Annotated in this window: 21 protein-coding genes; 8 read left to right on the top strand and 13 right to left on the bottom strand. The window is 70.3% G+C overall.

What is annotated here, in order from left to right; all coding sequences use genetic code 11:
- The first annotated feature begins 52 nt into the window (after window positions 1–52).
- The 4 genes from rsmG to ACYVHG_RS12020 all read left to right on the top strand — a co-directional run bounded on the left by rsmG (window position 53) and on the right by ACYVHG_RS12020 (window position 3828).
- Complete coding sequence (rsmG, locus tag ACYVHG_RS12035; protein ID WP_461167891.1) at window positions 53–715, top strand: 16S rRNA (guanine(527)-N(7))-methyltransferase RsmG; 663 nt, start codon at window positions 53–55, stop codon at window positions 713–715.
- Window positions 716–1120: 405 nt separating this feature from the next.
- A complete protein-coding gene (locus tag ACYVHG_RS12030) occupies window positions 1121–2035 on the top strand; it encodes a ParA family protein (protein ID WP_461167702.1) in 915 nt (304 codons plus the stop codon).
- A 2-nt stretch (window positions 2036–2037) separates the two neighbouring features.
- On the top strand, window positions 2038–3090 hold the full coding sequence (locus ACYVHG_RS12025) for a ParB/RepB/Spo0J family partition protein (protein WP_461167701.1): 1053 nt from the start codon (window positions 2038–2040) through the stop codon (window positions 3088–3090).
- 6 nt (window positions 3091–3096) lie between these two features.
- Window positions 3097–3828, top strand: a complete 732-nt coding sequence (locus ACYVHG_RS12020; RefSeq protein WP_461167700.1) for a GNAT family N-acetyltransferase — start codon at window positions 3097–3099, stop codon at window positions 3826–3828.
- Between the two features lie 26 nt (window positions 3829–3854).
- Here ACYVHG_RS12020 and ACYVHG_RS12015 read toward each other — a convergent pair whose 3' ends face one another.
- From ACYVHG_RS12015 to sigM, 5 genes are all read right to left on the bottom strand, one after another.
- Window positions 3855–5048 (bottom strand): N-acetylmuramoyl-L-alanine amidase, encoded by a 1194-nt coding sequence (locus tag ACYVHG_RS12015; RefSeq protein WP_461167699.1) that lies wholly within the window; start codon window positions 5046–5048, stop codon window positions 3855–3857.
- 98 nt (window positions 5049–5146) lie between these two features.
- Window positions 5147–5470 carry a thioredoxin gene (trxA, locus tag ACYVHG_RS12010; RefSeq protein WP_461167698.1) on the bottom strand — a complete coding sequence of 108 codons (324 nt, stop codon included), beginning with the start codon at window positions 5468–5470 and terminating at the stop codon, window positions 5147–5149.
- A 76-nt stretch (window positions 5471–5546) separates the two neighbouring features.
- The gene (gene trxB, locus ACYVHG_RS12005; protein WP_461167697.1) at window positions 5547–6503 is read right to left on the bottom strand and encodes a thioredoxin-disulfide reductase; all 957 of its coding nucleotides are present in this window, start codon (window positions 6501–6503) and stop codon (window positions 5547–5549) included.
- A 116-nt stretch (window positions 6504–6619) separates the two neighbouring features.
- Window positions 6620–7210, bottom strand: a complete 591-nt coding sequence (locus ACYVHG_RS12000; RefSeq protein WP_461167696.1) for a hypothetical protein — start codon at window positions 7208–7210, stop codon at window positions 6620–6622.
- Window positions 7211–7306: 96 nt separating this feature from the next.
- Complete coding sequence (gene sigM / locus ACYVHG_RS11995; protein WP_461167695.1) at window positions 7307–7975, bottom strand: RNA polymerase sigma factor SigM; 669 nt, start codon at window positions 7973–7975, stop codon at window positions 7307–7309.
- A gap of 201 nt (window positions 7976–8176) precedes the next feature.
- On the opposite strand from sigM, the gene ACYVHG_RS11990 reads away from it, so the two are divergent.
- Window positions 8177–11593: a proline dehydrogenase family protein gene (locus ACYVHG_RS11990; protein WP_461167694.1), complete on the top strand. Its 3417-nt coding sequence runs from the start codon at window positions 8177–8179 to the stop codon at window positions 11591–11593.
- Here the strand turns inward: ACYVHG_RS11990 and ACYVHG_RS11985 are convergent.
- The 4 genes from ACYVHG_RS11985 to ACYVHG_RS11970 all read right to left on the bottom strand — a co-directional run bounded on the left by ACYVHG_RS11985 (window position 11573) and on the right by ACYVHG_RS11970 (window position 19320).
- The gene (locus ACYVHG_RS11985; RefSeq protein WP_461167693.1) at window positions 11573–12151 is read right to left on the bottom strand and encodes a DNA-3-methyladenine glycosylase I; all 579 of its coding nucleotides are present in this window, start codon (window positions 12149–12151) and stop codon (window positions 11573–11575) included. The two genes, ACYVHG_RS11990 and ACYVHG_RS11985, sit on opposite strands and share 21 nt — an antisense overlap.
- A gap of 70 nt (window positions 12152–12221) precedes the next feature.
- On the bottom strand, window positions 12222–15929 hold the full coding sequence (locus tag ACYVHG_RS11980; protein ID WP_461167692.1) for a murein biosynthesis integral membrane protein MurJ: 3708 nt from the start codon (window positions 15927–15929) through the stop codon (window positions 12222–12224).
- Window positions 15926–18364, bottom strand: a complete 2439-nt coding sequence (locus ACYVHG_RS11975; RefSeq protein WP_461167691.1) for a glycoprotein — start codon at window positions 18362–18364, stop codon at window positions 15926–15928. Before ACYVHG_RS11975 ends, ACYVHG_RS11980 begins: the two co-directional genes overlap by 4 nt.
- Window positions 18365–18387: 23 nt before the next feature.
- Window positions 18388–19320: an NUDIX hydrolase gene (locus tag ACYVHG_RS11970; protein WP_461167690.1), complete on the bottom strand. Its 933-nt coding sequence runs from the start codon at window positions 19318–19320 to the stop codon at window positions 18388–18390.
- 74 nt (window positions 19321–19394) lie between these two features.
- Here ACYVHG_RS11970 and ACYVHG_RS11965 point away from each other — a divergent pair, with 74 nt between their 5' ends.
- On the top strand, window positions 19395–20855 hold the full coding sequence (locus ACYVHG_RS11965) for a CCA tRNA nucleotidyltransferase (RefSeq protein ID WP_461167689.1): 1461 nt from the start codon (window positions 19395–19397) through the stop codon (window positions 20853–20855).
- Between the two features lie 3 nt (window positions 20856–20858).
- Here the strand turns inward: ACYVHG_RS11965 and ACYVHG_RS11960 are convergent, their stop codons facing one another.
- Window positions 20859–21329: a hypothetical protein gene (locus ACYVHG_RS11960; protein WP_461167688.1), complete on the bottom strand. Its 471-nt coding sequence runs from the start codon at window positions 21327–21329 to the stop codon at window positions 20859–20861.
- Window position 21330: 1 nt separating this feature from the next.
- Entirely contained in the window at window positions 21331–22653 is a 1323-nt protein-coding gene (locus ACYVHG_RS11955) for an MFS transporter (RefSeq protein ID WP_461167687.1), read from the bottom strand.
- Window positions 22654–22728: 75 nt separating this feature from the next.
- On the opposite strand from ACYVHG_RS11955, the gene ACYVHG_RS11950 reads away from it, so the two are divergent.
- Together ACYVHG_RS11950 and ACYVHG_RS11945 are read left to right on the top strand one after the other, a co-directional pair.
- Window positions 22729–23373 carry a YqgE/AlgH family protein gene (locus tag ACYVHG_RS11950; RefSeq protein ID WP_461167686.1) on the top strand — a complete coding sequence of 215 codons (645 nt, stop codon included), beginning with the start codon at window positions 22729–22731 and terminating at the stop codon, window positions 23371–23373.
- Between the two features lie 43 nt (window positions 23374–23416).
- Window positions 23417–24397 (top strand): ABC transporter substrate-binding protein, encoded by a 981-nt coding sequence (locus ACYVHG_RS11945; protein WP_461167685.1) that lies wholly within the window; start codon window positions 23417–23419, stop codon window positions 24395–24397.
- Between the two features lie 77 nt (window positions 24398–24474).
- On the opposite strand, the gene ACYVHG_RS11940 is transcribed toward ACYVHG_RS11945, so the two are convergent.
- Together ACYVHG_RS11940 and ACYVHG_RS11935 are read right to left on the bottom strand one after the other, a co-directional pair.
- Window positions 24475–25458, bottom strand: a complete 984-nt coding sequence (locus ACYVHG_RS11940) for a bile acid:sodium symporter family protein (protein WP_461167684.1) — start codon at window positions 25456–25458, stop codon at window positions 24475–24477.
- 3 nt (window positions 25459–25461) lie between these two features.
- Window positions 25462–25995: an SdpI family protein gene (locus ACYVHG_RS11935; RefSeq protein ID WP_461167683.1), complete on the bottom strand. Its 534-nt coding sequence runs from the start codon at window positions 25993–25995 to the stop codon at window positions 25462–25464.
- Between the last annotated feature and the right edge of the window lie 60 nt (window positions 25996–26055).

The raw sequence follows: 26055 nt of genomic DNA, 5'->3' as shown, positions 1-26055 counted from the left end.
CGTGGAACGGCGCGATGACGCGACAGAGGCACCGAGCGAGGGCGCGACCACGTTGCCGCCCACTCCCCCGGTCGCAGCGCAGGTCTTCGGGAACGCTCTCCCCCTTGCCGTGGAGTACGCACAGGCACTCGCCACCGACGGTGTCGTGCGCGGCCTGATCGGTCCCCGGGAGGTACCGCGCCTCTGGGAACGGCACATCCTCAACTGCGCCGTGCTCGGGGAGCTGCTGGAGTCCGGTGAATCGCTCGTCGACATCGGCAGCGGTGCCGGACTGCCCGGTATCCCGGTGGCCATCGCTCGGCCGGACGTGGACGTGATCCTGGTCGAACCGCTTCTCCGCCGCGCGGTCTTCCTGCAGGAGTTCTGCGAGACCAGGCTCCCGAACGTCCGGGTGGTCCGGGGTCGCGCCGAGGAGCGGTCGGTGATCGATGCGGTCGACGGTGCCGACGCCGCGACGTCGCGGGCGGTGTCCGGATTCCCGAAGTTGGCTCCGTGGTCCGGGCCGCTGCTCCGTGACGGCGGTCGGCTCCTCGCGTTGAAGGGATCGCGCGCGGCCGAGGAGATCGACGAGCACCGGGGCGTGTTGACGAAGGCGGGTTTCCAGAACCCGGAGGTGGTCCAATGCGGTATCGGGATCGTCGATCCTGCGACCACCGTGGTGCGCGCGACCCGCCGTGCGCCGGCGACGACGAAGCGGGGGCGCGCCGCTCGCTGAGGCGAGATCCGGCATTTCGCACCCCAATCTCGGATGTGTGATCACCCGCGGTCAGTAACGACACGTGACGATCACGTCGGCCGAAGACTTGGCGGACCAGCCGCGGCTCTCCGTCGGAGCGGCGTTTCACGTGAAACGAGACGAACTACGCGACTCAGGTGCTCCCACCGCGCCCCGCAGATCCCCGTCTCCCCCTCTCCGATCGACCGAGGGAGGCTCCGGACCCTCGGCCCCGGTGCTGAGCCACTCGTCCGCGGGAGTGTCACGGGGAACCTGGACTCGTCGCGGCGCGCGGAGATCGGGCGCGCGGTCCAGAAGCGGCGGCGGCTGGGAGCGGGAAGCGGATGCCGGGCTGACGGACCGAGCCGGAGTCACTAGGATGAGGGCAACAGCTGAGGAGAGCGCGTGACTGATCACGAAACCGGCTTCGACGTTTCACGTGGAACCGCCGAAGACGACACCCCCATCGCCGCCGCCGCGCGCCGCGCGAGCCAGGTCCTGACGCCGGGAGCGGCGGGGCAGCTTCCGAAGCCCCGCGCTCGGCGGGTGCTGACCATCGCCAATCAGAAGGGCGGCGTGGGCAAGACCACCACGGCGGTCAACCTCGCCGCCGCGCTCGCACTGCAGGGACTGCGGGTGCTGGTGATCGATCTGGACCCGCAGGGCAACGCGAGCACCGCACTGGGTGTCGATCACCGATCCGGCGTCCCGTCGACCTACGAGTTGCTCATCGGCGAGACCACGCTCGAGGCCGCGATGGCGCAGAGTCCGCACTCGCCGAACCTGTTCTGCGTTCCCGCCACCATCGATCTCGCCGGCGCGGAGATCGAACTCGTCAGCATGGTTGCCCGTGAAACCCGGCTCAAGAACGCGCTCAACAACCCTGCCGGCGACGACATCGACTACGTCTTCATCGACTGCCCGCCCTCCCTCGGGCTGCTCACGGTGAACGCGCTCGTTGCGGCACGCGAGGTGCTCATCCCGATCCAGTGCGAGTACTACGCACTCGAGGGCGTCGGGCAGCTGTTGCGCAACATCGAACTGGTGCAGGCACATCTCAATCCGGACCTCCACGTCTCGACGGTTCTGCTCACGATGTACGACGGACGGACCAAGCTCGCGGATCAGGTGGCAGCGGAAGTACGCAACCACTTCGGCGAGCGCGTCCTCAGCGCCACCATCCCCCGCAGCGTCAAGGTCTCCGAGGCGCCCGGATACGGCACGACGGTGCTCGATTACGACCCGGGATCGCGGGGAGCGATGAGTTACCTCGATGCGGGCCGGGAACTCGCCGTCCGCGGCGCGACGCAGGCGGTCTGACGATGGCGACGCAGAAGAAGGGCGGACTCGGCCGCGGCCTCGCGGCGCTGATCCCCACCGGACCGCAGGAAGGGCCGCGTCTGGGCAACGCCGCAGCGGACGTGATCATCGGTGCGCGGACGGCGCAGTCTCCGGATCAGGGCACACCGCGTCCCGACGCCGCGCAGCAGAAGCGGCCGACGTCCCCGCGTCCCGGTGCCGAGGGTGCCTCCGAGGAGAACCACGAGGAGTTCGCCGAGGCCGGAGCCGTCTACCGGGAACTGGCCCCCACCGCGATCCAGCCCAACCCGCAGCAGCCGCGCGCCGTCTTCGACGAGGAGGCACTTGCCGAACTGGTGCACTCGATCCGCGAGTTCGGCCTCATGCAACCGATCGTGGTGCGGCCCCTCCCCTCCCCGCAGGGTGAGGTGCAGTACCAACTCGTGATGGGCGAGCGGCGCTGGCGCGCCAGTCAGGAGGCCGGGCTGGAGACGATCCCCGCGATCGTCCGGCAGACGGCCGACGGCGACATGCTCCGCGATGCGCTGTTGGAGAACATCCACCGCGTCCAGCTCAACCCGCTCGAAGAAGCGGCGGCCTATGCGCAGCTGCTGGAGGAGTTCGGCGTCACCCACGATGAACTCGCCGCGCGGATCGGACGGTCCCGTCCCGTGGTCACCAACACCATCCGGCTGCTGCGCCTGCCGGTGGCGGTACAGCGCCGAGTCGCGGCCGGAATCCTCTCGGCCGGGCACGCCCGTGCCCTGCTCGCCCTGGAGGCCGGATCGCAGGCCCAGGAGTCGCTCGCCGCCCGGATCGTGGCCGAGGGCATGTCGGTACGGGCCACCGAGGAAGCGGTCACCCTCGCCAATCGGGGTGACGGCCCCGCCGCGCCGGCCAGGCCCCAGCGGCGGGAACCGGCGGACCCGGGTCTGCGCGAGCTCGCCGACCGGATCTCGGACCGACTCGATACCAAGGTCTCGGTCTCGATGGGTAAGCGCAAGGGCCGGATCGTGGTCGAGGTGGGATCCGCCGAGGATCTCGAGCGCATCGTCGGTCTGCTCGCCGAGCGGTAACCTCCGATGGCTCTGACGATCGTTCCGCTGACCCTCGGGGGATTCGACGATCTGCCCCGGCACATCCGGCGGTGCGTCTACTGGGAGATCGCGCCGGACGGTGCCACCCTCTCCGATACCGAGTTCGACAAGGAAGCCTGGCTGTCGATGCTCATGCTGGAGTGGGGGTCGTGCGGGCAGGTGGCGCTCGACCACACCGCCGACGGCGGTCCCCGCGTGGTCGGAGTCGCCTTCTACGCCCCTCCGCTGCGGGTACCGCGAGCCTCCTACTTCCCCACCGCGCCGGTCGGACCGGATGCGGTGCTCCTGACCTGGGTCGGCACCGAACCGGGAGTGGACGAGCGGGTCAAGGAGGAACTGGTGACGGCGGTGTGCACCGATCTGGTGCGGCGCGGTGTCCGGGCCGTGGAGGCCTTCGCGCTGCTCACCCCCGTCGGACAGACCACGGAAAGCGTTGTGGCACAACTAGATTGCGGTCCCTGTGGCTGCAAGCAGGTGCCACTCACCGATGTCGGCTTCCTCGAGCGCATGGGGTTCGAGACGGTGGCACCGCACCACCGTTTCCCCCGGTTGCGACTGGAACTGTCCGAGGGCTTGGGCTGGAAGGCGGGTGTGGAGCACGCGCTGGAGCAGCTGCTCGCCGCCGGAGCCGGCGATGCGGCCCTCAGGGAGGCCCTGGAGGGCACAGGAGACGCTGCGGCACCCGTGGGCCGGGTATCTCGGCGCCGATCGCTCTAGCGGCCGTACAGCGCGTCGAGGCGCCGTCAGCGGCGGTTGTCGGCGCTCTCCTCGAGCTCGAGCAGCTCGGCGAAGGTGTAGGTGCCGGTGGGCCGGTCGTTCTCGCCCAGCAGATACAGCCGCTTGACCGCGACCAGGATGGCCTCGGCGATGGTGTCGCGCATCTCGGGTGAGGCCAGCACCGCCGCGTCGGCAGGGTTGCTCACGTATCCGAGGTCGATCTGCACCGTGGGCATGCGCGTGAGCCGCACGATGTCCCAGGTGCGCCCGTGGTAGTGGCAGTCGCTGAGCGGAGTGCGGGCAACGATCTCCCGCTGGATGAAGCCGGCCAGGTTGCGGCCGATGTTCGAGCTCGCGCCGTGGCTGTTGCCGAAGTGGAACGAGGCCACGCCGTGCGCGCGGTCGTTGCGGTAGTGCGCGGTGCGCAGCGCGATCATCATGTCGGCCTCGAAGGTGTTGGCCGTGTATGCGCGGGTGCTGTCCGCTGCGTCCATCCCCCGCGGCCGCGACAGGTAGGTCTCCATACCCGCGGCCGCCATCCGGCCCTCCAGCCGCGAACCCAGGTCCCAGAGGATCTCCTCCTCGGTCACCGGCGCTCCGTCCGGACCGGTGATCGTGACGCCGCGGTCGGGTCCGCCCAGGCCCGGATCGATCACGATCCGCTTACCGGACAGCCGCGGACCCGACCGCCGGACGTGCTCCTCCTCGCGGATCGCGTGCGGCGAGCCGCCGGTCACGCGTGAGCCCAGGAAGGTCAACGAGCGCAGCGTCGCCGGACCGCAGATGCCGTCTGCTACCAGCCCGAACTCCCGCTGGTAGGCGGACAGGCCCAGGTGGGTCTGCGGGCCGAACAGGCCGTCGATCATGCCGGCGTAGAAGCCAAGGTTCTGCAACCGGGCCTGCAGCGCGGCCACGTCGTCGCCCGACGGCGGGGCCGAGGCGACGTAGCTCAGGGTGCGGGCGCCGAGCCGGTAGGTGGATTCGCGCAGGGCCCGGTAGGTGGCCGGGCCCACGACACCGTCGACCAGCAGGCCGCGCTGCTGCTGGAAGGCGCGAGTGGCCTGGTCCAGACGCCGGTCGAAGACCGCTTCGGGGGCGGTCCAGCCGCCGGACACCAGTTCGGTCGGGGCCACGTGGTCCCGGAGGAATCCCTGATCGGCGAGGATGCCGCGGATCTCCGCCACGGCGCCACCGTGATCACCGAGGCTGATGCGTGGCATGGACGACCCTTCGGTAGTCGGCGCGGGCGGCGGCCCGAGGACGGTAAATCGAGTACACGATACGACCTCGGGCGCTCAGCGCCCAACGCATCGGCGAGTCACACCAGCCCGTTGAGCTCCTTGAGGATCGCCGATTTGCTCTTCGCACCCACCAGCTTGCCCGTGGGCTCACCGTTCTGGAACAGGATCAGCGTGGGGATGCTGAGCACCTGGTAGTCCCGCGGAGCGCCCGGATTCTCGTCGACCTCGATCTTCGCGAAGGTCACTTTGTCGCCGTGTTCGGCGGCCAACTGCTCCAGCACCGGGGCCACCATCTTGCACGGACCGCACCAGGTGGCCCAGAAGTCGACCAGAACGGGCTTATCGGATTGCAGCACCTTCTCGGCGAACGTGTCATCGGTCAGGGTGACGATCTCTGCCATGGGAACTCCTTGTACGGGGCGTGGACGGGGGACGGTGGGGTACGACGAGGGAAGCCGGAAAGGCCAGTACTGCGGGTTACTGCGCCCCGGCGGTCTCGCGGTGGTGCGCGAGCCAGCGCTCGGCGTCGATCGCCGCGGCGCAGCCGCTCCCGGCGGCGGTGACGGCCTGCCGGTAGGTGTGATCGACCAGGTCGCCCGCGGCGAAGACGCCGGGGACGCCGGTGGCGGTGGTGCGGCCCTCGACCTGCACGTAGCCCTCGTCATCGACGGTGACCTGCCCCGCGACCAGTGCCGAACGCGGATCGTGGCCGATCGCCACGAACAGGCCGGTGACCGCGAGGGTGTCGGCGGCGCCGGTGACGGTGTTCTCGACCGCCAGCGATTCGACGGCCTTCTCGCCCTGCACCGCAGTGACCCGGGTGTCGGTGAGGAAGCGGATCTTGTCGTTGTCGCGGGCGCGTTCGAGCATGATCTTCGAGGCGCGGAAGTTCTCGCTGCGGTGGATCAGGGTCACGGACTTGGCGAACTTGGTCAGGAAGATCGCCTCCTCCATCGCGGAGTCGCCGCCGCCGACCACAGCGATGTCCTGATCGCGGAAGAAGAAGCCGTCGCAGGTGGCGCAGGCGCTCACGCCGCGGCCGAGCAGCGCCTCCTCGCCGGGAACGCCGAGGTACCGCGCGGCGGCGCCCATCGCCAGGATCACCGCGCGACTGCGGTAGGTGCCCTCGGCGGTGACGACCTCCTTGATCTCACCGTCGAGCTGTGCCGATTCGACGTCCTCCATGCGGAGATCCGCGCCGAAGCGCAGTGCCTGCTCCCGCATCTGGTCCATCAGCTCCGGGCCCATGATGCCCTCGCGGAAGCCGGGGTAGTTCTCCACCTCGGTGGTGGTCATCAGGGCGCCACCGAACTCGGTGCCCTCGAACAGGATGGTCTTCAGCTCGGCACGGCCGGTGTAGACGCCCGCGGTGTACCCCGCCGGACCCGATCCGATGATGATCACGTCCGCGATCTCGGTGCCTGCTGCAGTCATGTACCTACCCAACCTCGTAGAGAGCGCCCGGTGCTCCGGGCCGACATCTGTGCCAACGGCGGCGGGCCCGGATGTGTTCCCGGGCTGCCCCGTCTCCAGATTACGGCGGCGGGAGGTCAGCGTGCGGTGGCCGGGAGGGTGCGCTTGACCACGATGGACGACGGTGCTCCCCGCGCGCAGTCGGGGGTCACGGCGAGCACCGTCAGATCGCCGAGGCGGGTTCCGGGAAGCAGCAGCACAGTGGCGTGATCGCCGAGCACGTCCACCGGCCCGGAACCCAGCAGGGTGCGCCGCGCGGCGGGTACGGCGGCGGCGTCCAGGCACCGGCGCAGTGCGTCCTGATCGGCGAACACTCCGCGGTCCCCGCCGGGGGCGGCCGCGGCCAGCAGTACACCGGTCTCCGGTTCGGTGGTGGTCTCCTCCACAGTGGTGAGCGCAACGGTCACGGCCAGTGCGGTGACGGCGGCGGCGCTCGCCGCGAGGCCCAGGACCAGCCGGCTGCGTGGCCTCCCGGGTGACGGGGCGGCCCGCAACGCCGCGACGATCCGTCGGTCCACCGATGCGGGCACAGCGGCTCCCCCCGGGGCCGTCCAACCGGCGTAGGTGCGATCACGGTACTCGGCCAGGGCGGCGTCGAGACGGATCTCGCGCGCACGGGCGAGCGCTCGCTCGCGCCGCCCGTTCGTGCGCCCGGCTCGTGGATTCATCGTCAGCGCTCCCCTCCATCAATTGGACGCACCGGAGAGCCGTTCGGTTCCCGCGAGAACCGGGATGGATGTCCCACCTGGTGCGCGGCGCGCACGTCAGTACAGCAAACGCGCGAGACGCGACCGGGCCCGCGCGCGCCGGCTCTTGACGGTGCCGGCGGCCACCCCGAGGAGTTCGGCCGCCTGGGCCACCGACAGACCGTGCATGTCCACCGCGATCACCGCAGCGCGCTGGTCCTCGGGGAGCAGTTTCAGGGCGGCGTCCACCGACAGCCGCCGGTCGAGGTCGGCCGCCGATCGGCCCTCGTCGGACCCGAGGCCGCTGAGATCGTCCGGCATCGGCAGCGAGACCCGGATCTGGTTGCGGCGCGCGCGATCCAGACAGGCATTGACCACGATCCGGTGCAGCCAGCTGGCCACCCGGCAATCGCCGCGGAAACCCGGCGAGAGCTGGTAGGCGCGCAGCATCGCCTCCTGGACGCAGTCCTCGGCATCGGCGTGCGCTCGGATGGTGCGCAGTGCCGTGGCGTGCAGTTGCCGACGGTGCCGCAGGTACAACTGGGTGAAGGCGTCGTGGTCACCGCGTGCGGCACGTTCGAGCAACCGCTCGTCCGACGGGGACTTCTCGGTGTCGGTCCCGATATCGGGGACCGGACGGATGCGGTAGCCCCTGCTTCCGCTGTAGCCGGTGCTCCTGCTGGTCCCGCCCGCTACCGAGTCCCCCGACCCGGCCGGCCGCGACATGGTGTTCCCCCACTCGTTCATGCACGGATGCTAGGGCGAACAGACCACCCCCGGTGGCGGAACTTTGCAATTCAATCCCGCCAACCGGAGACCGTCCGTACTTTGCGATCGGACATTCTCTGGCGCTTCCCCGGAGGGCGGGTCTATAGTCCTCACCAGGCCAGGTGGCGCACCCGTCGCTGTGGATTCTCCATTCACCACGCGAGCTACAGGAGGCCTTTCATGGTCGAGCGTTCCCCTTCATCCTCCCCTGCCGCCGAGCGCGAGATCGTCGACGCCACCGTCGCGCGTGCCAAGCGCTGGCTCCGGACCAGCCGTGGTCCGCGTCCGGCCGAGGTGGGCCGCCGGGAGGCTGCTGCCACGTCGAGTCTCGCTGCACTGCTGCATGATTCGAAGGGCGTCGAATTCACGATGGGATTCGTGGATCAGGTCGCCCGGCCCGAGGACGATCGGGTCGCCGCGAAAGCGCTGCGCCGGCTGGTGGAACCACTCGGATCTTCGGGCTCGAAGTTCATGAGCCCGTTCGACGCCGCCATGCTCCGCGCCGGCACCGTCGCCGCCGCGGTCGCCCCTTCGATCGCCATGCCCGTGGCCCGGCTGCGACTACGGCAGCTGGTGGGGCACTTGGTCTTCGACGCCGAAGGTGAGAAGCTGCAGCGGCGACTGCGCCGGGCCCGGGAACTCGGTGTCCAATTGAACCTGAACCTGCTCGGTGAGGCGGTCCTCGGCAGCGGGGAGGCCGACAACCGGCTCACCCGCACTCACCGCCTATTGCGCGACCCGGCCGTGGACTACGCCTCGATCAAGGTCTCCTCCGTTGTCGCACAGCTCATCCCGTGGGATCTCGAGGGAAACCGCGACCGGATCGTCGAACGCCTCCGGCCGCTGTACCGCACCGCCCGTGACGGCGGCAAGTTCGTCAACCTGGATATGGAGGAGTACAAGGATCTCGATCTCACCATCGAGGTCTTCACCACCCTGCTCAGTGAGCCCGAATTCCATTCACTGACAGCGGGAATCGTGCTCCAGGGCTACCTCCCCGATTCGATGTCAGCGCTGCAGCGACTCACCGCTTTCGCGCGCCGCCGGGTCGCCGAGGGCGGAGCGCCGATCAAGGTTCGCCTGGTCAAGGGCGCCAATCTCGCCATGGAACGGGTCGACGCCGAACTGCACGACTGGCCGCTGGCCACGTACGGGAACAAGGCCGACGTGGACGCCAACTACCTGCGCATGGTCGACACCGTGCTGCAGCCCGAGAACGCCGACGCGATCCGCGTCGGGGTGGCCTCGCAGAACATGTTCTCCGTGGCCTACGCGGTGGAGCTGGCCGAACGCCGGAACGTCATGCGCCAGCTCGATATCGAGATGCTGCAGGGTATGGCCCCGATGGAGGCCGCCGCCGTGCGCGCCGATGTGGGAACGCTCATCCTCTACACCCCGGTGGTGCATGCCGGTGACTTCGACGTGGCAGTGTCGTACCTGGTGCGCCGCCTCGAGGAGAACTCCTCGAGCGAGAACTTCCTGTACTCCATGTTCAGCCCCGATACCAGCGCGATCGTCCTGGAGGAGCGCCGATTCCGCACCGCAGCCGCTCGCCGCGACGAGGTGCAGGACGGCCCCAACCGGGTGCAGGACCGGAGCCTCGCCCCTACCGGCCACGGTGCCGACGCCGACGGGCGGTTCGTCGGTGAGCCGGACACCGACCCGTCCACCCCGGGCAACCGGGAATGGGCCAAGGCGGCGCTGCTCACCCCGCCGAACGTGCGAGTCTCGCCCAGGATCACCGAGCCGGAGACCGTGGACGAAGCGGTCGCGACCGCCCTGCGGGCGCAGCGGGCCTGGGCCGCGCTGCCGGCCGCCGACCGCGCGGCGCAACTGCACCGGGTGGCAGACGAACTCGCGCGCCGCCGCGGCGAACTGCTGACCGTCATGGCCTATGAGGCCGGAAAGACCGTCGCCGAAGCCGATCCCGAGATCTCCGAGGCGATCGACTTCGCCCGGTACTACGCGTACAGCGCCCGGAACCTGACCGACGACGAGGCCGAGTTCACCCCGCACCGCCTGGTCGTGGTCACGCCACCGTGGAACTTCCCCGTCGCGATTCCGGTGGGCGGTGTGCTCGCGGCCCTGGCCGCCGGCGCCGCGGTGATCATCAAGCCGGCCCCGCAGGCCCTGCAGTGCGGCACCGTCGCGGTAGCGGCCCTGCACGCCGCCGGGGTACCGGCCGAGCTGGTGCAGCTGGTCAACGCCGACGAGGCCGCCGCCGGCCGGCGCCTGGTGACCCATCCGGACGCCGACGCGGTGGTGCTCACCGGTGCCAGTGAGACCGCCGCGCTGTTCCGCGGCTGGCGCCCGGAGCTGGACCTGCTCGCCGAGACCTCCGGCAAGAACGCGATGGTCATCACCCCCGCCGCCGACCCCGATCTCGCGGTCGGTGACCTGGTGCGCAGCGCCTTCGGCCACGCCGGACAGAAGTGCTCGGCGGCTTCACTGGCGATCCTGGTGGGTAGCGTCGGAACCTCCCGGCGCTTCCTGGGCCAGCTCGAGGACGCCGTCCGCAGCCTGGTGGTGGGCGAGGGCCACGAGCTGAGCACCTCCGTCGGCCCACTGATCGAAGCGGCGTCGGGCAAACTGCTGCGCGGACTCACCGAACCCGGCCCCGGCGAGAGCTGGCTGGTCGAGCCGCGCAGACTCGACGACGAGGGCCGGCGCTACAGTCCGGGTGTGCTCGACGGTGTCGCCGAGGGCAGCTGGTTCCACACCACCGAACTGTTCGGGCCGGTCCTGGGAATCATGCGAGTGGACACGCTCGACGATGCCCTGCGCCTACAGAACTCGACCGGTTACGGCCTTACCGCGGGTCTGCACAGCCTCGACCCCGACGAGATCGAGCAGTGGCGGGATCGGGTGGAGGCAGGAAACCTCTACATCAACCGGCACATGACCGGAGCCATCGTCGAGCGGCAGTCCTTCGGCGGCTGGAAGCGCTCGTCGATCGGTCCCGGCGCGAAGGCCGGTGGACCGAACTACGTGGCCCAGTTCGGACGCTGGAAGGACGCGGCTACCCCGGCCGTGGCCGCGGAGGCCCCCACCGTGTTCAGTGAGCGGATCATCGCCGCCGCGGACCTCCTCGATCCCGACGACGTGCGCTGGCTGCACGCCGCCGCGGCCTCGGACCGGCGTGCCTGGGACGACGAGTTCGGCGTCGAACACGACCCCACCGGCCTGGCGAGCGAGACGAACGTCTTCCGCTACCGTCCGCTCCCCCGCCTGGAGGTGAGGATCGGTGCCGGAGCGAAGCCGCGCGACCTGGTGCGCCTGCAACTCGCGGCGGCACGCACCGGTACCCGGCTCGACGTCACCGCCGGCCCCGGCGCACCGGAGGGATTCCAGGCGCCCGAGCACAGCGCCGCTGAGTACGCCACCGGACTGGCCGGCCGTACCGAGCCGGCTCGTATCCGGGTCCTCGGTGAGCCCGAGCCGGAGTTGCTCGCGGCCGCCGCCCGGTACGGGCACAGCGTGCTGCGCGGGCCGGTGCTGCTCTCCGGCCGGCGGGAACTGCTCACCGTGCTCCGCGAGCAGGCGGTGAGCACCACCACCCACCGCTACGGTCACATCTCAACCGCTCCACAGCCCTGAGCACCCCCGGCGGTGGCTGCCCACCAGGTGATCGTCCACCAGCCCGACCGCCTGCATGAGGGCGTACATGGTGGTCGGTCCCACGAACCGGAATCCGCGGCGGCGCAGTTCCTTCGACAGCGCCGTCGCCTCCGGTGACGTCGTGGCGACCTCGGCCGCGGTGCGCGGCGCGGGAGTGACCGCCGGCCGGAACGACCACACCAGATCGACCAGTCCGCCATCGTCGCGCAGCGCCAGGACCGCCCGGGCGTTGCCGATCGTGGCCTCGATCTTCTGCCGGTTGCGGATGATCCCGGCATCGCTCATCAGCCGCTCGATGTCGTCGTCGCCGAAGCGGGATACCGCTTCGGGGTCGAATCCCGCGAACGCGGAGCGGAACGCCGGACGCTTGCGCAGCACCGTCGCCCACGACAATCCCGCCTGGAAACCCTCCAGCGAGATCCGCTCGTACAGGCCGCGCTCGTCGCGGACGGGCATACCCCATTCGGTGTCGTAGTACTCGCGCAGGAGGCCGTCCGTGGCCCACGCCGGACGGGCCAGTCCGTCCGCGCCGATCACCGCACCGTCATCGCGCGGGGACGAATCCTCCGACGAAACCTCCGACGAAACCACAGGCGCGCAACGATTCTCAGGAACCCTGGAAGGCCACCTGATTGATGGTGGTGTTCCAGTCGGTGGTGGAGACCTTGGTCAGTCCGGTGATCCACACCAGCACGTACTTCGCCCGCGGGGCCACGGTGCTGACGTGGAAATCGTTGGCGCCCTTACTCAGGGTGCCCGACCACACCAGCGAGGTCTCGTCCAGCTGCTTCACCGAATCCCGGTTGGAGGTGCGTACCTCCACCGTGGTGCCCTCGCTGGGGGAGGTGATGGTGCCGCGGGTCAGCGAGACGGCCTTCTCCAGAGTCACCAGCAGCCCCACGCCCTTCTTCAGGTTCCCGAACGCGGGACCCGACTGATAGGTGTCGGTCTTCCAGGACGGTGCTCGACCGGTGAGCACATTGCCCAGGTTCGCCGACGACTCGCGGCCGGCGGTCGAGAAGTCGACCAATCCCACGTTGACCGACTTCACCGGTGCACCCATCCCCGGCGCGGGCGGCACGTCACCGGTGGCAGTCGCCGGGGACGATGCCGAGGAGGAGTACAGCGATCCCACACTGGACTGGGTGTCGCTGCTGCGGGTGAGGTTGCTGATCAGCAGAGTCAGCCCGATGATCAGCAGCAGCGCCACCGCGCACGCGGCGACCACCAGCAGCGGAACGTTCTTCTTCCCGCCCGCGCCGCGGGACAGGAGCGACGACTTCGATTGGATGCGCTTGGGCGGAGTGGGCCGCTCAGCCGCCGATGCCGCGGCGGCTGCGGCGCCGGACCTCCCAGCCGGCGCGGGCCGGACGGGCCCGTCGGTCGCGCGTACCGGCGTCAGCAGATCGGTCTTCACATCCACCACCGAGGCCTGGTCCAGCAGCTGCTGCACAGTGGCCGCGGTCCGGATGCCCTGGCCACCCTCCAGAGTGCGGGTCGCCACCGCGGAGATCTCGAACGGGATGTCGCTCTTGGCGTCTCGCGGTTCCACCGGGTGACCGTTGGCGTCGGACTGGGCCTGGCGGATCCCGGCGACCGTGCCCGAGCCACAGGTCACCTCCCGGCCGGTGGCCTCGTCCAGCGGCCAGCGCTGCAGCAGCAGCGCGTACAGCACCGCACCGAGACCACGGACGTCCGACTCCTTCGTGGCATCGGCGAGCGTGCCCGGGAAGGCCAGGTAGGCGTGGCCGTCCTGAGAGATTCGCACCCGGTCCGGATGGTCGATCGACAGTGCCGCCCCGGCCCGGTGCGCACCCTCGGCGGCCCCGGCCAGTGCCCGTACCGCCTTCGCCGCGCCGATCGCCGACGGTGCGGTGCCGGCCACGTCGGCCAGCGAACTGCTCGGTACCCACTCGGCGACGACGATGCCGCCCGAACTGCCGCGTACCACGTCGAGCACACGGGCCAAGCCGTTCGAGTGCACCCGGCCCAGGCGCAGGGTGCGCGAGAGGATCGACTGCGGGCCCTCACCGCGCAGGCTGATCTGGGCGCCGCGCTCGGGCACCGGGGCACGCTGATCCGAGTCCACGAAGGTCAGGGCTACATCGCGGTCGAGGTTGATGTCCCGGGCCTGCCAGAACTGCAGGCCGCGGATACCTCCGAAGTGCTCGATCAACCGGTACCGGCCGCCGGCCACCACCGCGCCGGGGATCAGCTCGGGGCCGCGCGGGGCATCGTCGACCGGGTCGAGCGGTCCCGGCACCGCCTCGCCGGGCAGCGCGCCGCCGGGAACGGCGGGGTTGGGAACAGCCGAGGGAAGGCGCATCTGGCCGGTGCCGGGAGCTTCGCTGCCCGGGGTACGTGCGGAGTCGTCCTCGGTCACTGCGAATGCTCCTCTTCTCCGGTATCTCAGGCCCGTGGTCGGTGGGGTGGCGCTGCTCGGGGATCGCCGCGGAACATGGCTTTGACCAGCATACGGGAGGCCTATATCGTCGGCGATCCGTGGAAGCTGGGCGGTGATCTCCTCGCGCCGCAGGTTCGCCTGCGCCTGCAACTGATCCAGGCGCATCTCGCGGGTGTCGGGGGCCCGGACCGGCTCGTGCGCCGGTTCCGAGGGCTGCGGTGGGCGCAGCGCCGGAACGAACCGGGCCGCGATACGGCGCAGTGGCGCCAGGATGGCCAGCACGTCCGGGACCCGCCACAGCGCCAGCAGGGCGTAGATCAGGGTCAGGCACAGTACCCCGGCGATCGCCAGGTAGGTCATCGCACCGAGCGGGCCGCTCTTGTCCAGCCGCTGCAGGCCGTCGATCTGCAGGACCAGGTACACCGTCACCGTGACCAGCACCGATACCGATACGGTCTGCACCAGGGTGCGGGTGACGTTGGTCAGGTGCAGTGGTCCCAGGGTGCGGCGCAGCAGGTACCAGCCCATGATCGCGCCGGCCGTGTACGCCAGCCCGTTCGCGGTGCCGAGCAGTTCGACGATCCGATTGCCGTCATCGACGAAGACCGGCACCAGGTACGAGAAGCAGATCTTCGCGGCGGTGATCGCGATGACGATGAACGTCGGCACCCACGCCCGCTCCTGCGCGTAGAACACCCGCAGGTGGATCAGCACCATCGCGTAGGGGATCAGCACGAACGCGGTGAACGAGATCGCGGTACCGAGGTTGTTGGCGTTGGTCTGCGAGAACTCGCCGAAGTTGAACAGCGCGCGGCCGATGGACGGGCCGAAGACCGTCATGATCGCGACCACCGGGACCAGCGCGACCATGGTGATCCGGGTGGCCACCGAGAGATCGTCGAGGACGGCGTTGCGGTTGCCCTCCGCGGCGTTGCGCGACAACCGGGGCATGACCGCGGTCAGCAGCGCCACACCGATCACGCCGTAGGGCAGCTGCAGCACCATCCAGGTGTAGGTGTAGATCGCGGGCCCGGCCTCGGTGGCGTGCGCGGCGATCGGGGTGACGGCGTACCAGCCGGCCTGCGAGATGAACACGTAGGCGACGATCGCGATGCCCATGCTGCCGAAGTGCTTGAGGCGGTCGTCGATGCCCCAGCGCAGGCGGAGTCTGATCCCGCAGCGGCGCATCGCCGGGATCTGGATCATCGCCTGCAGGATCACGCCCAGGGTGCTGCCGATACCCAGCACCAGCAGCTTCGGTTGCCCCATGGCGGTCGGGTTCAGGGTCAGCTCGCCCGGCATCAGGTAGAAGGTGACCAGCGTGGCGATCTGCACCACGTTGCAGGCCACCGGTGCCCAGGCGCCGGGTTTGAACTCGTCGCGGGTGTTGAGCACCGCGGTGAACAGTGCCGAGAGCCCGTAGAACATCAGCTGCGGCAGGAACATGATGACCAGTGCCTGCGTCAGGCCCTGATCGACCTTGCTGCCTCCGACCAGCAACCCCACCAGCAACGGGGACAGTGCCAGGGAGAGCACCAGGGCCAGGCCGAGCACCGTGACCGACAGGGTGAACAGGCGCTCGAAGAAGGCCTGGCCCCGGTCCCGGTCCTCCATCTCGGCGCGGATCAGCACCGGGATCACCAGTGCCGTCAGCACCTGTCCGAGCACCAGCTCGGACACCTGCTGCGGCATCTGGTTGGCGATGCTGAACGCCGATGCGATCGCCGGACCGAGGATCGCGGCGATCAGGACCGTGCGCAGGAACCCGGTGACCCGGGAGGTGAGTGTGGCGACCGCGACGGATCCGGTGGAACGCAGCAGGCTCGCGGTGCCGCCCTCGCCGCTCTCGCCGCCGTCGGCAGCGACGGGTCTGCTGCTCGGCGGGATGTGCCGGGGCTCGGCGCGGCTCATGAGTCCTTCGGTTCCGGGTGTTCTGTGGGTACAGCTGGTCGATGTGCAGCGTAACTGTTCGCGATCAGCTTCTCGTGCTCGTCCGCGGTGGGGCGGTCCGCGTCGGACGGGTCCGGGCGGCCGCGGAATCGGCGCCACAGCCGGCGCCCGGCCAGCAGGACCAGCAGGATTCCGGCGGCGCAGGTGATCCAGAACAGCGATTTGCCGTACGCATTGGAGTACACCGAGATGGAGATCGGATCACCGACCGGCATGTCGCTACTGGTGCGCAGCGACATCTTCACCGAGATCTGCCGCGAGTAGTCCACCGTGGTCGGCAGTTCGATCTGCCGGGTACCGCGAGCCGGCAACTCCTGTACCTCGGAGGCGTCGATCGTCACGCCCTCCGGCGCCGACCACTCGATCACGGTCCGGATCGGCAGCGGCAGATCATTGCGCGCCACGATCAGCAGCGGAGACTTGTCCGAGGCCAGGGTGTACGCGCCGCCCGGATTGACGAACCGCACCGATTCGAGCTGCGCGTCCAGCGAGGTCCGGGCGGCGGTCATCCGGATGCTCGCGTCACCGTCGACCACCTGGCGCGACGGGGCCCAGCGCAGCGCGCGCACGGCGTCCTCCCGCATGGGTGAGATGTAGATCGACGGTCCGAGCGGGGTCTTCGGCAGCGGCAGCAACGCGGCACCGAGCTGATCGACCCGGCGCACGTGGTCGGCGGCCGCAGCGACGATGGCGTCCGGAACCAGGGAGGCGGTGCTGCCGGTGGGCTGGCGCAGGGTCCAGGCGACGGCGGCCGGGTCACGACCGGTGGATTGCGCCGAGGCCACCACGTCGCGGAAGGTCCGGGGCACCGCGAGCCCCTCCCCCAGCAGCGACTCCGCCGCGTCCAGCACGGCGCGGGCGTCCGCCGGGCCTGCCGCCCACACCTGCGGCGGCACGATCAGGGTGGTGCGACCGGTGACATCGGCGATCGGATCGGTGGCCGTGTTGGCGGCCCAGCCACCGGCCGGCGCGTACCGCTGACTCGGGTCGAGTGCGGCCGCGGTCACCGCGCCCACCGCGGCCTGGCGGCGCATCACCGCAGGCTCCTCGGCGGGATCGGAGACGGTGGCGGTGATCGTGGTGCCGGTGGCGCCGGGCAGCACTCCCCGCTCGGCGCTGTCGGTGACACCGCCCATCGCAGCGAGCGCCGCGGTGACGTTCGGATCGAAGACCGCGGCCCCGATGCCCTGGCCGACGGGGACGATGCCCGAGGCCAGCGGCCGGCGGCCCGACGGTGGGGCGACGGCGTTCGCCGCGATCACCGTCGCCGACGAGTCGGAGGCCCGCAGCTGCCGGGCACCGTCGCGCAGCAACAACCCGGACGCGGGGATGGTGATGCCCCGGACGGACTTGATCCCCAGGATCGAGTCGATCACATCCGACGAGGCATCCAGGGCCGACCGCTGCAGGGACGGTTCCGCGGAGCGGCCCAGTGCCTCCAGGTCGACCTGGCCGAAGGGCAGCGCCACCACGCAGGAATCGGCGGCCACCCGGCGCAGCCGCTCCAGCCAGGCCCCGGCCTGCTCGGAACCCCTCCCGGCGACCGTCGGACCGCGTGGGTCGGCGGGATTGCGGCTGACCCGGTACGGACCGGTCATGGCCTGGACGGTGACCAGCAGGTCGGGGTCGATGGCCAGGCAGGCCGCGGCGCGCAGCGCGGTCCGGCGCGGATCCGGACCGCGGGTGGCCTCCTCGTACGCCGAGAGCAGGCCGTCGAGCCGGCCACCGGAGCCGAGGGACCCGGCCAGGGCATCGTCGACCAACCGGATCGGGGTGTCGCCGCCGCCCGGGACACCGCCCGCGAGCTTGGGATTGTCGGCCAGGGGCCACAGCAGGCTCAGCTGAGTCGGCGAGCTGGTGATCGACCGGTCGACGTCACCGGCGGCGGCGGTGGTGCCCGCCGGCAGGGAATAGACGGGCAGCAGGGTGCGTGCATCGTCGAGCCGCGCGACGCCGCCGTACGCGGGCTTGCCGTTGAGGTTCAGCAGCAGCGGGTACACCCCGGGACGGTTGATGCCCAGGGTCGGGCCGCTGCTCGCGCCGCCGGGCCGCACCGGGATCGAGACGGCGAAGGCGCTGCGTTCCCCGGGGCGCAGCACCTTCGAGACCGGCTGAAAACGTCCGACGGTGTCGTAGGCGTTGTTGTCGGCCACCAGATCCGAACGCAGCTGTGCCGAGGTCGCGACCGCGGGCGCGCGCTGGATCCGCAGGTCCAGGTCACTGACGTCCCGATCCCCGAAGTTCGCGACCGAGCCGCGCACGGTCACCTCGTTGGGTGAGCTCTCGGTGACCGACGAGGTGATCTCGTCGACGGTGATCCGTACGAACTGCGCATCCGGCAGGCCCGCCCGGGAGGGGACGGCCCAGCCGGTCATCGCGACCAGAAGCGTCAGCACGCACAGCAGGCGAGCCGACCGGATCACGTCTGTCCGCTCCCACTACCGCGCCGGCCACGGGCCCGGCGACCACCGCGCCGGCGCCGCGGCTTCGGCGGATCGTTGCGGACCGCGTTCCGTTCGGCCGCGGCGCGCTCGTAGGCCGACGGTTCGCTGCGCGGCAGCGCCGCGACACGCGCGGCCAGCTCGTCCGGGTCGGAGGCGAGATCGTCGATGACGGTGCGCGCGGCGGCCACCAGTTTGCGCTCGTCGGAGTACGTCAGGCGGGTCGCGAGCTCGGTGAGCGGCACCCACGCCACCTCGGAGACCTCGTAGTCCTCGGCGGAGAGGTCACCGCTCTCCCAGGACAGCAGGAAGTGGTGCACGGTCTTGTGCACGCGGCGTCCTTCGACGGCGAACCAGTAGTCGATCTTGCCGATCGGGGCCAGGACCGAGCCGGTGAGACCGGTTTCCTCGGCGATCTCCCGGATCGCGGTGAGCTCGGCGGTCTCACCCTCCTCGATGTGCCCCTTGGGCAGCGACCACAGGGTGCGGCCACGGCGGTCCACCCGACCGATCAGCGCCGCCCGCAGCTCGTCATCGCTGTTCAGGCCGGAGATCACCAGGCCACCGGCGGAGGTCTCACGGACCGTTCGTACCCGCGGGTCCGGGCGGCCGCGCCCGGTACCCGATCGCTTCTGCTTGGGCTTGGGACCGTTCTCGCCCTGCTTGCGGGCCGGTTGACCGGTCTGCGCGGACCCGTCCGACGGTGCCTTCCCCGACGCGTTCGAGGCGAGCGCAGCGGAGTCCGGCGCGGTCTTCTGTTCGGTGACGGCCGAGAGCTGGGCACGACCGCGTCCGCGTCCTCCGCGCCGCCGCCGTCGGCGGGGCCGACCGGCACCCTTTCCCGCGGAGTCGCCGACGGAACCCGGGCGCTGCGGGCTGCCCGAGGAGTCGGCTGATTCGGCGGAGGTCACTCCCCGATGCTACTGGCCGGTCGGGGTTCGATACGCCACCGTGGTCTTTTGGCGCGGCAGTAGACTGGCGCGATGTGACCGAGACCGGAGACCAGGCCCGCGCCGAGCGCCGCACCCGCCTGTTGGCGGCGGCACACATCTCACTGCGCGAACTGTCCGATGTGCTGGCGCCGCTGGGCGCCCGGTTCGCCGACGCCGGACACGAACTGTTCCTGGTGGGCGGGTCGGTCCGTGACGCCTTGCTGGGTCGTCTGACCAGCGATCTCGACTTCACCACCGATGCCCGTCCGGAGCAGGTGCAGCGGTTGTTGCGCGGTTGGGCCGAGGCCATGTGGGACACCGGCATCGAGTTCGGCACGGTCAGCGCCGCGTTCGCCGGTCAGCAGATCGAGATCACCACCTACCGGGCGGAGGCCTACGACCGGGTCACCCGCAACCCGGTGGTGCGGTTCGGGGAGAACCTGCACGACGACCTGGTGCGCCGCGACTTCACGATCAACGCCATGGCGGTGCGGGTGGGCCGGGACGGGGCCGAGGACTTCGAGGACCCGCTGGGCGGTCTCGACGCCCTGCTCGCCGGTGTGATCGACACGCCGGCGGCACCGCAGGAGTCCTTCTCCGACGATCCACTGCGGATGCTCCGGGCGGCCCGCTTCGTCTCCCAGCTCGGTTTCGCGGTGGCGCCCCGGGTGCAGGCCGCGATGACCGACATGGCCGAGGAGATCGATCGGATCACCGCCGAGCGGGTCCGGGCCGAACTGGACAAGCTGATCCTGGGCCGGTACCCGGTGGACGGGATCGTGGCTCTGGTCGATTCCGGGCTCGCCGAGCGGGTGATCCCGGAGATCCCCGGGATGAAGCTCGCGATCGACGAACACCACCAGCACAAGGACGTCTTCTGGCATTCGATGACCGTTCTGCAGCAGGCGATCGACTTGGAGGAGTCCGATCCGGACCTGATCCTGCGCTGGGCAGCCCTACTGCACGACATCGGCAAGCCTGCCACCCGCCGGCACGAGCCGGGCGGCGGCGTCTCCTTCCACCACCACGAGGTGGTCGGCGCCAAGCTGGTGCGCAAACGGATGCGGGCGCTGGCCTACCCGAAGGCCGTCACCGAGGACGTCGCACAGCTGGTCTTCCTGCACCTGCGCTTCCACGGCTACGGCGACGGCCAGTGGACCGATTCGGCGGTGCGCCGGTACGTCACCGACGCCGGACCACTGCTGCCCCGTCTGCACAAGCTGGTCCGCGCCGACTGCACCACCCGCAACAAGCGGCGCGCCGCCCGGCTGCAGGCCACCTACGACGGTCTCGAGCGCAGGATCGACGACATCGCGGCCAAGGAGGATCTGGCGCGGGTGCGTCCTGACCTCGACGGCAACGCGATCATGGAGTTGCTGGGGCTGCCGCCGGGTCCCGAGGTGGGTGCGGCGTGGAAGCACCTCAAGGAACTGCGCCTGGACCGTGGACCGCTGGACCGCGATCAGGCCGAGGCCGAACTCCAGCGCTGGTGGGCCGAGCGTCAGGGCTCGTAGCGGTCAGCGGGTGGCCGTCGCGCCGTCCGCGGCGCCGTCCCCATCGGAATCGAAGAGCAGCAGGTCGGGGGTGCCGTCGGAGTCGGTGTCGATGAGCGCCTGACGGGGTGGTTGCCCGGGATCGGAGGCCAGCGGGGTCACCGGCTGCGGCGGAGGTTCGGGCCGTTGATCGGCGGTGTCCGGTGCCCGGCAGGTGGAGGGTGTGCGGGGCTCCCGGTCCGGCACCGACCACAGTCCGGAGCCGTCGTCGCGGAACCGGGTCTCGGCGCCACCGTCGTCGTCGAGGTCGAGGGCCGCGATCTCGGCGCGCCCGTCCCCGTCGAGGTCGATCATGGCGTCGTCGACCCGCCCGTCCCCGTCGAAGTCCAGCAGCACCGAACCCCGGATCGACGGTGACCGCCAGTGCGTGATCGGGCCGGTGCCGTCGCCGAACCAGTACTCGACGAGGTGCGGACCCTCCCCCGAATCCCCCATATCAATTGGACGCACCGGGACCCGCCGGGGTTCCCCGCCGGTACAGCACGAGCACCGCGGCCAGCGCCGCGGCGTAGAGCGCGGCGCCCGCGGCGGCGAGGGTGCGATCGGCACCGTCGAACGGGACGAGCGCTGCGGCGAGCGCCACCGCACCGACGAAGGTGACGTTGAAGATCGCGTCCTGGAAGGCGAAGACCTGGCCGCGCCGCTCGTCCGGGACGTCGAGTTGCATGGCGGCATCGCCGGAGAGCTTGACCACCTGTCCGGCCAGCCCGAGCACCGCGGCGGCGCCGACCAGCACAGGGAAGCTCAAGGTCAACACGGTGAGCTGGGTGAGGCCGGCCAGGACGAGTGCGCCGAGGACTGTGGTGCGCCGGCCCACCCGGATCACCGCGAACGGGGTGACCACGGCGGCGACGAACATGCCGATCGCGGTGGCGGCGGCCACCGAACCGAAGCCGGCCAGGCCCAGCGTGCCGTCGGTGAAGTGGTGCCGGGTGAGCAGTAGCAACATGAGGGTGTTGAACCCGAACACCACCCGGTGCGCCCCCATCCCGGTCAGCGCCGCCGCCACCGACGGTGCCCGCCACGCCGCGAGTGCGCCGTGCGCCAGGCCCGCGGCGAAGTCCCGGATCGCGGTGGCCCGCCGGTCCTGCCCGGGCAGATCGTGGTCGGGGCCCAGTACGCCGGACGGGAAGCGGGTTGCCAGCAGCGCCCCGGCGACGGCGATCAGAGCCGCGCAGCCGAGTACCCCGCCGCTGCCGGCGTCGTCGGCTCCGAATACCGCGCGCAGTGCCACGGCGGTGCTGGCGCCGAGTGCGGTGGCGCCGGCCCCGAGCGTGGTGGTCACCGAGTTCATCGCCACCAGCTGCGGTTTGTCCACCACGTGTGGCAGTGCCGCGGACAGCCCCGAGGCCACGAACCGGCCGGCGCCGCCGACCGCGAGCGCTACCACGAAGATCGCGGTCTCCCCCGCACCGGAGGCGAGGACGGCTGCGCAGAACGTGATCAGCAGAGCACGTACCAGGTTGGCGACGATGAAGACCCGTCGACGGTCCCAGCGGTCCAGGAGTGCTCCTGCGAACGGGCCGATCGCGGAGTACGGCAGGAGCAGGACGGCGAGCCCGGTGGCGATGTCGGCGGGGGTGGCGTTGCGTTCCGGGTTGAACACGATCGCAGTGCCCAGAGCGGCCTGGAACAGCCCCTCGGTGTACTGACTGAGGAGCCGCACCCCGAGTAGTCGCAGCAGGTCCGGTAGGTCGCGGAAGGTCCGCCACGCGGGTTTCGCGGCCGCCGCGCCGGCGTCCGGACGGCTGCTCGTCACGCCGGACAGCCTAGCGATGTGGATCGGGTTGCGTGGGGCGGACCGGCAGCCCGGTCGACGTGCCATGATGGACGAGTGGGTCCCGATCGTTCGAACGAATCCTCTCCCCGTGACGCGTCCTCAGGGGAGAGCTCGGATGCGCCCGCGGACGACGTCTCCTTCGAGGTCACGTCCGGGACGCTGCTGGTGGCCTCTCCGGAGTTGCTCGAGCCCACTTTCGCCCGTTCGGTGGTGTACCTGATCGAGTACAACGAGTCCGGTGGGCTGGGCGTGGTGCTCAACCGGCCCAGCGAATCGGCGGTTCACGGAGTGCTGCCGCAGTGGCACGAGATGGCCGCCAAGCCGAAGGCCGTGTTCGTGGGCGGCCCGGTCAACCAGTCCGCGGCGCTGTGCCTGGGTGTGGTGAAGGCCGGTGTCGACGTGGAGGGCATTCGCGGACTGCAGCCGGTGTCCGGCCGGGTCGTGCTGGTCGACCTCGATTCGGACGTCGAGATGATGGACGAGCTGCTCGACGGGGTGCGGATCTTCGCCGGATACAGCGGCTGGGGAATGGGGCAGCTCGACGAGGAACTGGCCCGGGACGATTGGATCCCCTGCCGGTCGCTGCACGCGGACGTGCTCGCGCCGCCCCGGGTGGATCTGTGGGGTGCCGTGCTGCGCAGGCAGGGTTTCCCGTTGTCGATGCTGGCCACGCACCCGGTGGACGTCGCTACCAATTGACCGCCTATTAGGTTAGGCTTACCTCCTGAACCTAGGAGGGTGTGTGTCTCGCTTCGCAGTGGCGGCGGTGTCCGCGGTGATGGCCCTGGTGATCGGAGGGTGCGGCGGTGCACCGTCGGCAACCGGCCCTCAGACCTCGGCCACGGTGACCGTCTCCCAGGCGAACGGGGCGATCGACTACCCGGTGGGACCGAAGCGGATCGTCGCCTCGGGCTACTCGATCGACAACGTGCTCGCCCTCGGCCTCAAACCGGTCGCGATCGTGCAGCTCACCCAGGAGTTGCCGGCGCCCTGGCAGCGGGAGTTGCTGCGGGACGTGCCGGTGATCAAGGGCACCGGCTCCGCGCTGCCGGTGGAGGAGATCGCGAAGTTCCGCCCGGACCTGTTCGTCGGTGACCATCGCGTGGTGCGCGGAGAGAACTACAAGCAGGTCAGCGGAGTGACCAAGGTGCTCGGCGGGATCGGCGCATCGGGTAAGGACGCCGGCTGGGACACGCAATTGCTGGCGCTCGGGAAGATCCTCGGACAGGAGAGCCGGGCCCGTGGTGTGATCGACGCCGACCGGGAGCAGATCGCGCAGGTTGCTCGCAGGTACCCGGGCCTGAAAGGGAAGACGGGTTTCGTCGCCCAGTACGTGGCCGCGTCCAGCAGCTTCAACGTGATCGCCGACCCTCAGGACCCCACCAATCGCTTCTTCTCCGAGCTGGGACTGACGGTGCCGCAGGCCATCCGTGACGAGCCACGGTTCACCGACGCCGCCACCCGCGGCATGGTCTCGCTGGAACTGCTTCCCCGGATCGGTGCCAACTTCATGGCGATCTACCCCAACGGGGCCACCGGCGCCGACCTCTTGCGCCTGCCCGGCTACACCGCGCTGCCGCAGGTGCAGCGGGACAGCACCGTCGTCGCCGATCTGGACCTGACGTACTCGGTGTACCAGCCGACATCGCTGAGCAGGAAGTGGTTCATCGAGCGGGTGGAGCCGACGCTGAGGCTGGTCGCCGAACAGCGAACCGTCCCCTGAACCGGGGAACCCACCGACATTCCTGCGCCGAGATCGCTGCCCCGGGTGCTGCACGAACCCTGATCCGGTCGATTCAGTTAGGTCGTGGGAGTCGGGAGCTCGCGGCCGTACCGGGCGGCCAGCCAGGAGCACATCATCAGTTGCACCTGGTGGAAGACCATCAGCGGCAGTACCAGCAGACCCACCGGCTGACCCGCGAACAGCACCGCCGCCATCGGAAGGCCGGTGGCCATGGACTTCTTGGACCCGCAGAACTGGACCGCGATCATGTCCGCCCGGTCGAAACCGGCGCGTTCGGCGATCAGCCGGGTCAGCCACAGCATGAACACCACCAGCACCGCCGAGAGCAGCACCAGCTGCACCACACCGACCCACGAGACCTGGCTCCAGATGTGCTCGCGCATCCCGGCGGAGAACGCCGAATACACCACCAGCACGATCGAACCCCGGTCCACGTACTTCAGGGTCGCCGCGTGGCGGGTGACGAAGCCGCCGATCCACGGTCGCATCAGTTGACCCAGGAGGAACGGCGCCAGCAGTTGTAGGCACAGGTCCACGATCGAGCTGCTGCGGAAGCCGACCTGACCGGTCGTGGCCATCAGGCCCAGCACCAGCAGCGGAGTGATGAACACGCCGAGCAGGTTCGACACCGACGCGCTCACGATCGCCCCGGGCACATTGCCGCCGGCGATCGAGGTGAACGCGATGGACGCCTGGACCGTCGAGGGCAGCAGGGTCAGGAACAGCACACCGGCGTACAGCTCGGGCCTCAGCACGGTGTCCGGGACGAACCGTACGAGTACGCCGAGGATCGGGAAGACCACGAACGTACAGGTCAGGATCACCAGGTGCAGGCGCCAGTGGGTGAGTCCGGAGATCGCCTCGCGGGGATGGATCCGAGCGCCGTACAGGAAGAACAGGACTGCGATCGCGACGGTGACTCCCCAGCCGACCACCGGTTCGGCTCTGCCGGTGGCCGGGATCACCGCGGCGACGGCGACCGTCGCCATGATCGTCAGGACGAAACCGTCCAGCGACAATCGGTCGAGGAGTCGCTTCATCGATCAGGCGGGGTGGGACTCGTGATCGCACATCCCCTTGAGTGCGCACGCGCCGCAACCGCCGGTCACGCCGCAGTCCGCGGCAGGATCGACCGACGGCGCTCCCCCGGCTCCCCCGGCTCCCCCGGCTCCCCCGGCGGTGCTCTTAGCGCCGGCGCCGTCGGCACCGTCGGCGCTGCAGCAGGTGGACTGGGGCATCTGCAGGCGCGCCTGGATGGATGCGGCCCGCGACCCCTGCAACGCACCGAAACCGGCCAGCAACAGTGCGGCGAGCACGGCGATCGCGACGGCCGCGTAGCCCCACGGGGCGTCCATCACCAGCCCGACGAGGGCTCCACCTGCGAAGATCAGGCCCGCAGCGATCAGACTGGGCCCGGCGACCCGGTTCGCGGTGCGCCACAGCAGCGGATCGGAGAGGGTCTGTTCGGTGCGGACCCCCACGAATCCGTTCTCCGGGAGGCGGCCGGAGAGCCCGGCGGCACCCACGAGGACGGCTGCAAGAGCAGCCAGGGCGAGGATCACGACCAGCACGAACACCCCTCCAGTGTAGGTTCGGCGCGAATTTCGTCCGACCAGGGGCACGATTTAGGCTGGTGG

The sequence above is a fragment of the Tsukamurella serpentis genome, from assembly GCF_054780975.1.
The sequence above is the reverse complement of the archived record's forward strand: the minus strand, read 5'-3'. Positions and strand labels throughout refer to the sequence as shown.

Bases quoted from the DNA above. Each gene is read 5' to 3' on its own strand.
- ACYVHG_RS11960 (WP_461167688.1), bottom strand. From the start codon at position 21,329: ATGGGGGATTCGGGGGAGGGTCCGCACCTCGTCGAGTACTGGTTCGGC.
- ACYVHG_RS12000 (WP_461167696.1), bottom strand. From the start codon at position 7,210: ATGAATCCACGAGCCGGGCGCACGAACGGGCGGCGCGAGCGAGCGCTC.
- ACYVHG_RS12020 (WP_461167700.1), top strand. From the start codon at position 3,097: ATGGCTCTGACGATCGTTCCGCTGACCCTCGGGGGATTCGACGATCTG.
- ACYVHG_RS12015 (WP_461167699.1), bottom strand. From the start codon at position 5,048: ATGCCACGCATCAGCCTCGGTGATCACGGTGGCGCCGTGGCGGAGATC.
- ACYVHG_RS12025 (WP_461167701.1), top strand. From the start codon at position 2,038: ATGGCGACGCAGAAGAAGGGCGGACTCGGCCGCGGCCTCGCGGCGCTG.
- ACYVHG_RS11990 (WP_461167694.1), top strand. From the start codon at position 8,177: ATGGTCGAGCGTTCCCCTTCATCCTCCCCTGCCGCCGAGCGCGAGATC.
- trxA (WP_461167698.1), bottom strand. From the start codon at position 5,470: ATGGCAGAGATCGTCACCCTGACCGATGACACGTTCGCCGAGAAGGTG.
- ACYVHG_RS11940 (WP_461167684.1), bottom strand. From the start codon at position 25,458: ATGAAGCGACTCCTCGACCGATTGTCGCTGGACGGTTTCGTCCTGACG.
- sigM (WP_461167695.1), bottom strand. From the start codon at position 7,975: ATGAACGAGTGGGGGAACACCATGTCGCGGCCGGCCGGGTCGGGGGAC.
- ACYVHG_RS11980 (WP_461167692.1), bottom strand. From the start codon at position 15,929: ATGAGCCGCGCCGAGCCCCGGCACATCCCGCCGAGCAGCAGACCCGTC.
- trxB (WP_461167697.1), bottom strand. From the start codon at position 6,503: ATGACTGCAGCAGGCACCGAGATCGCGGACGTGATCATCATCGGATCG.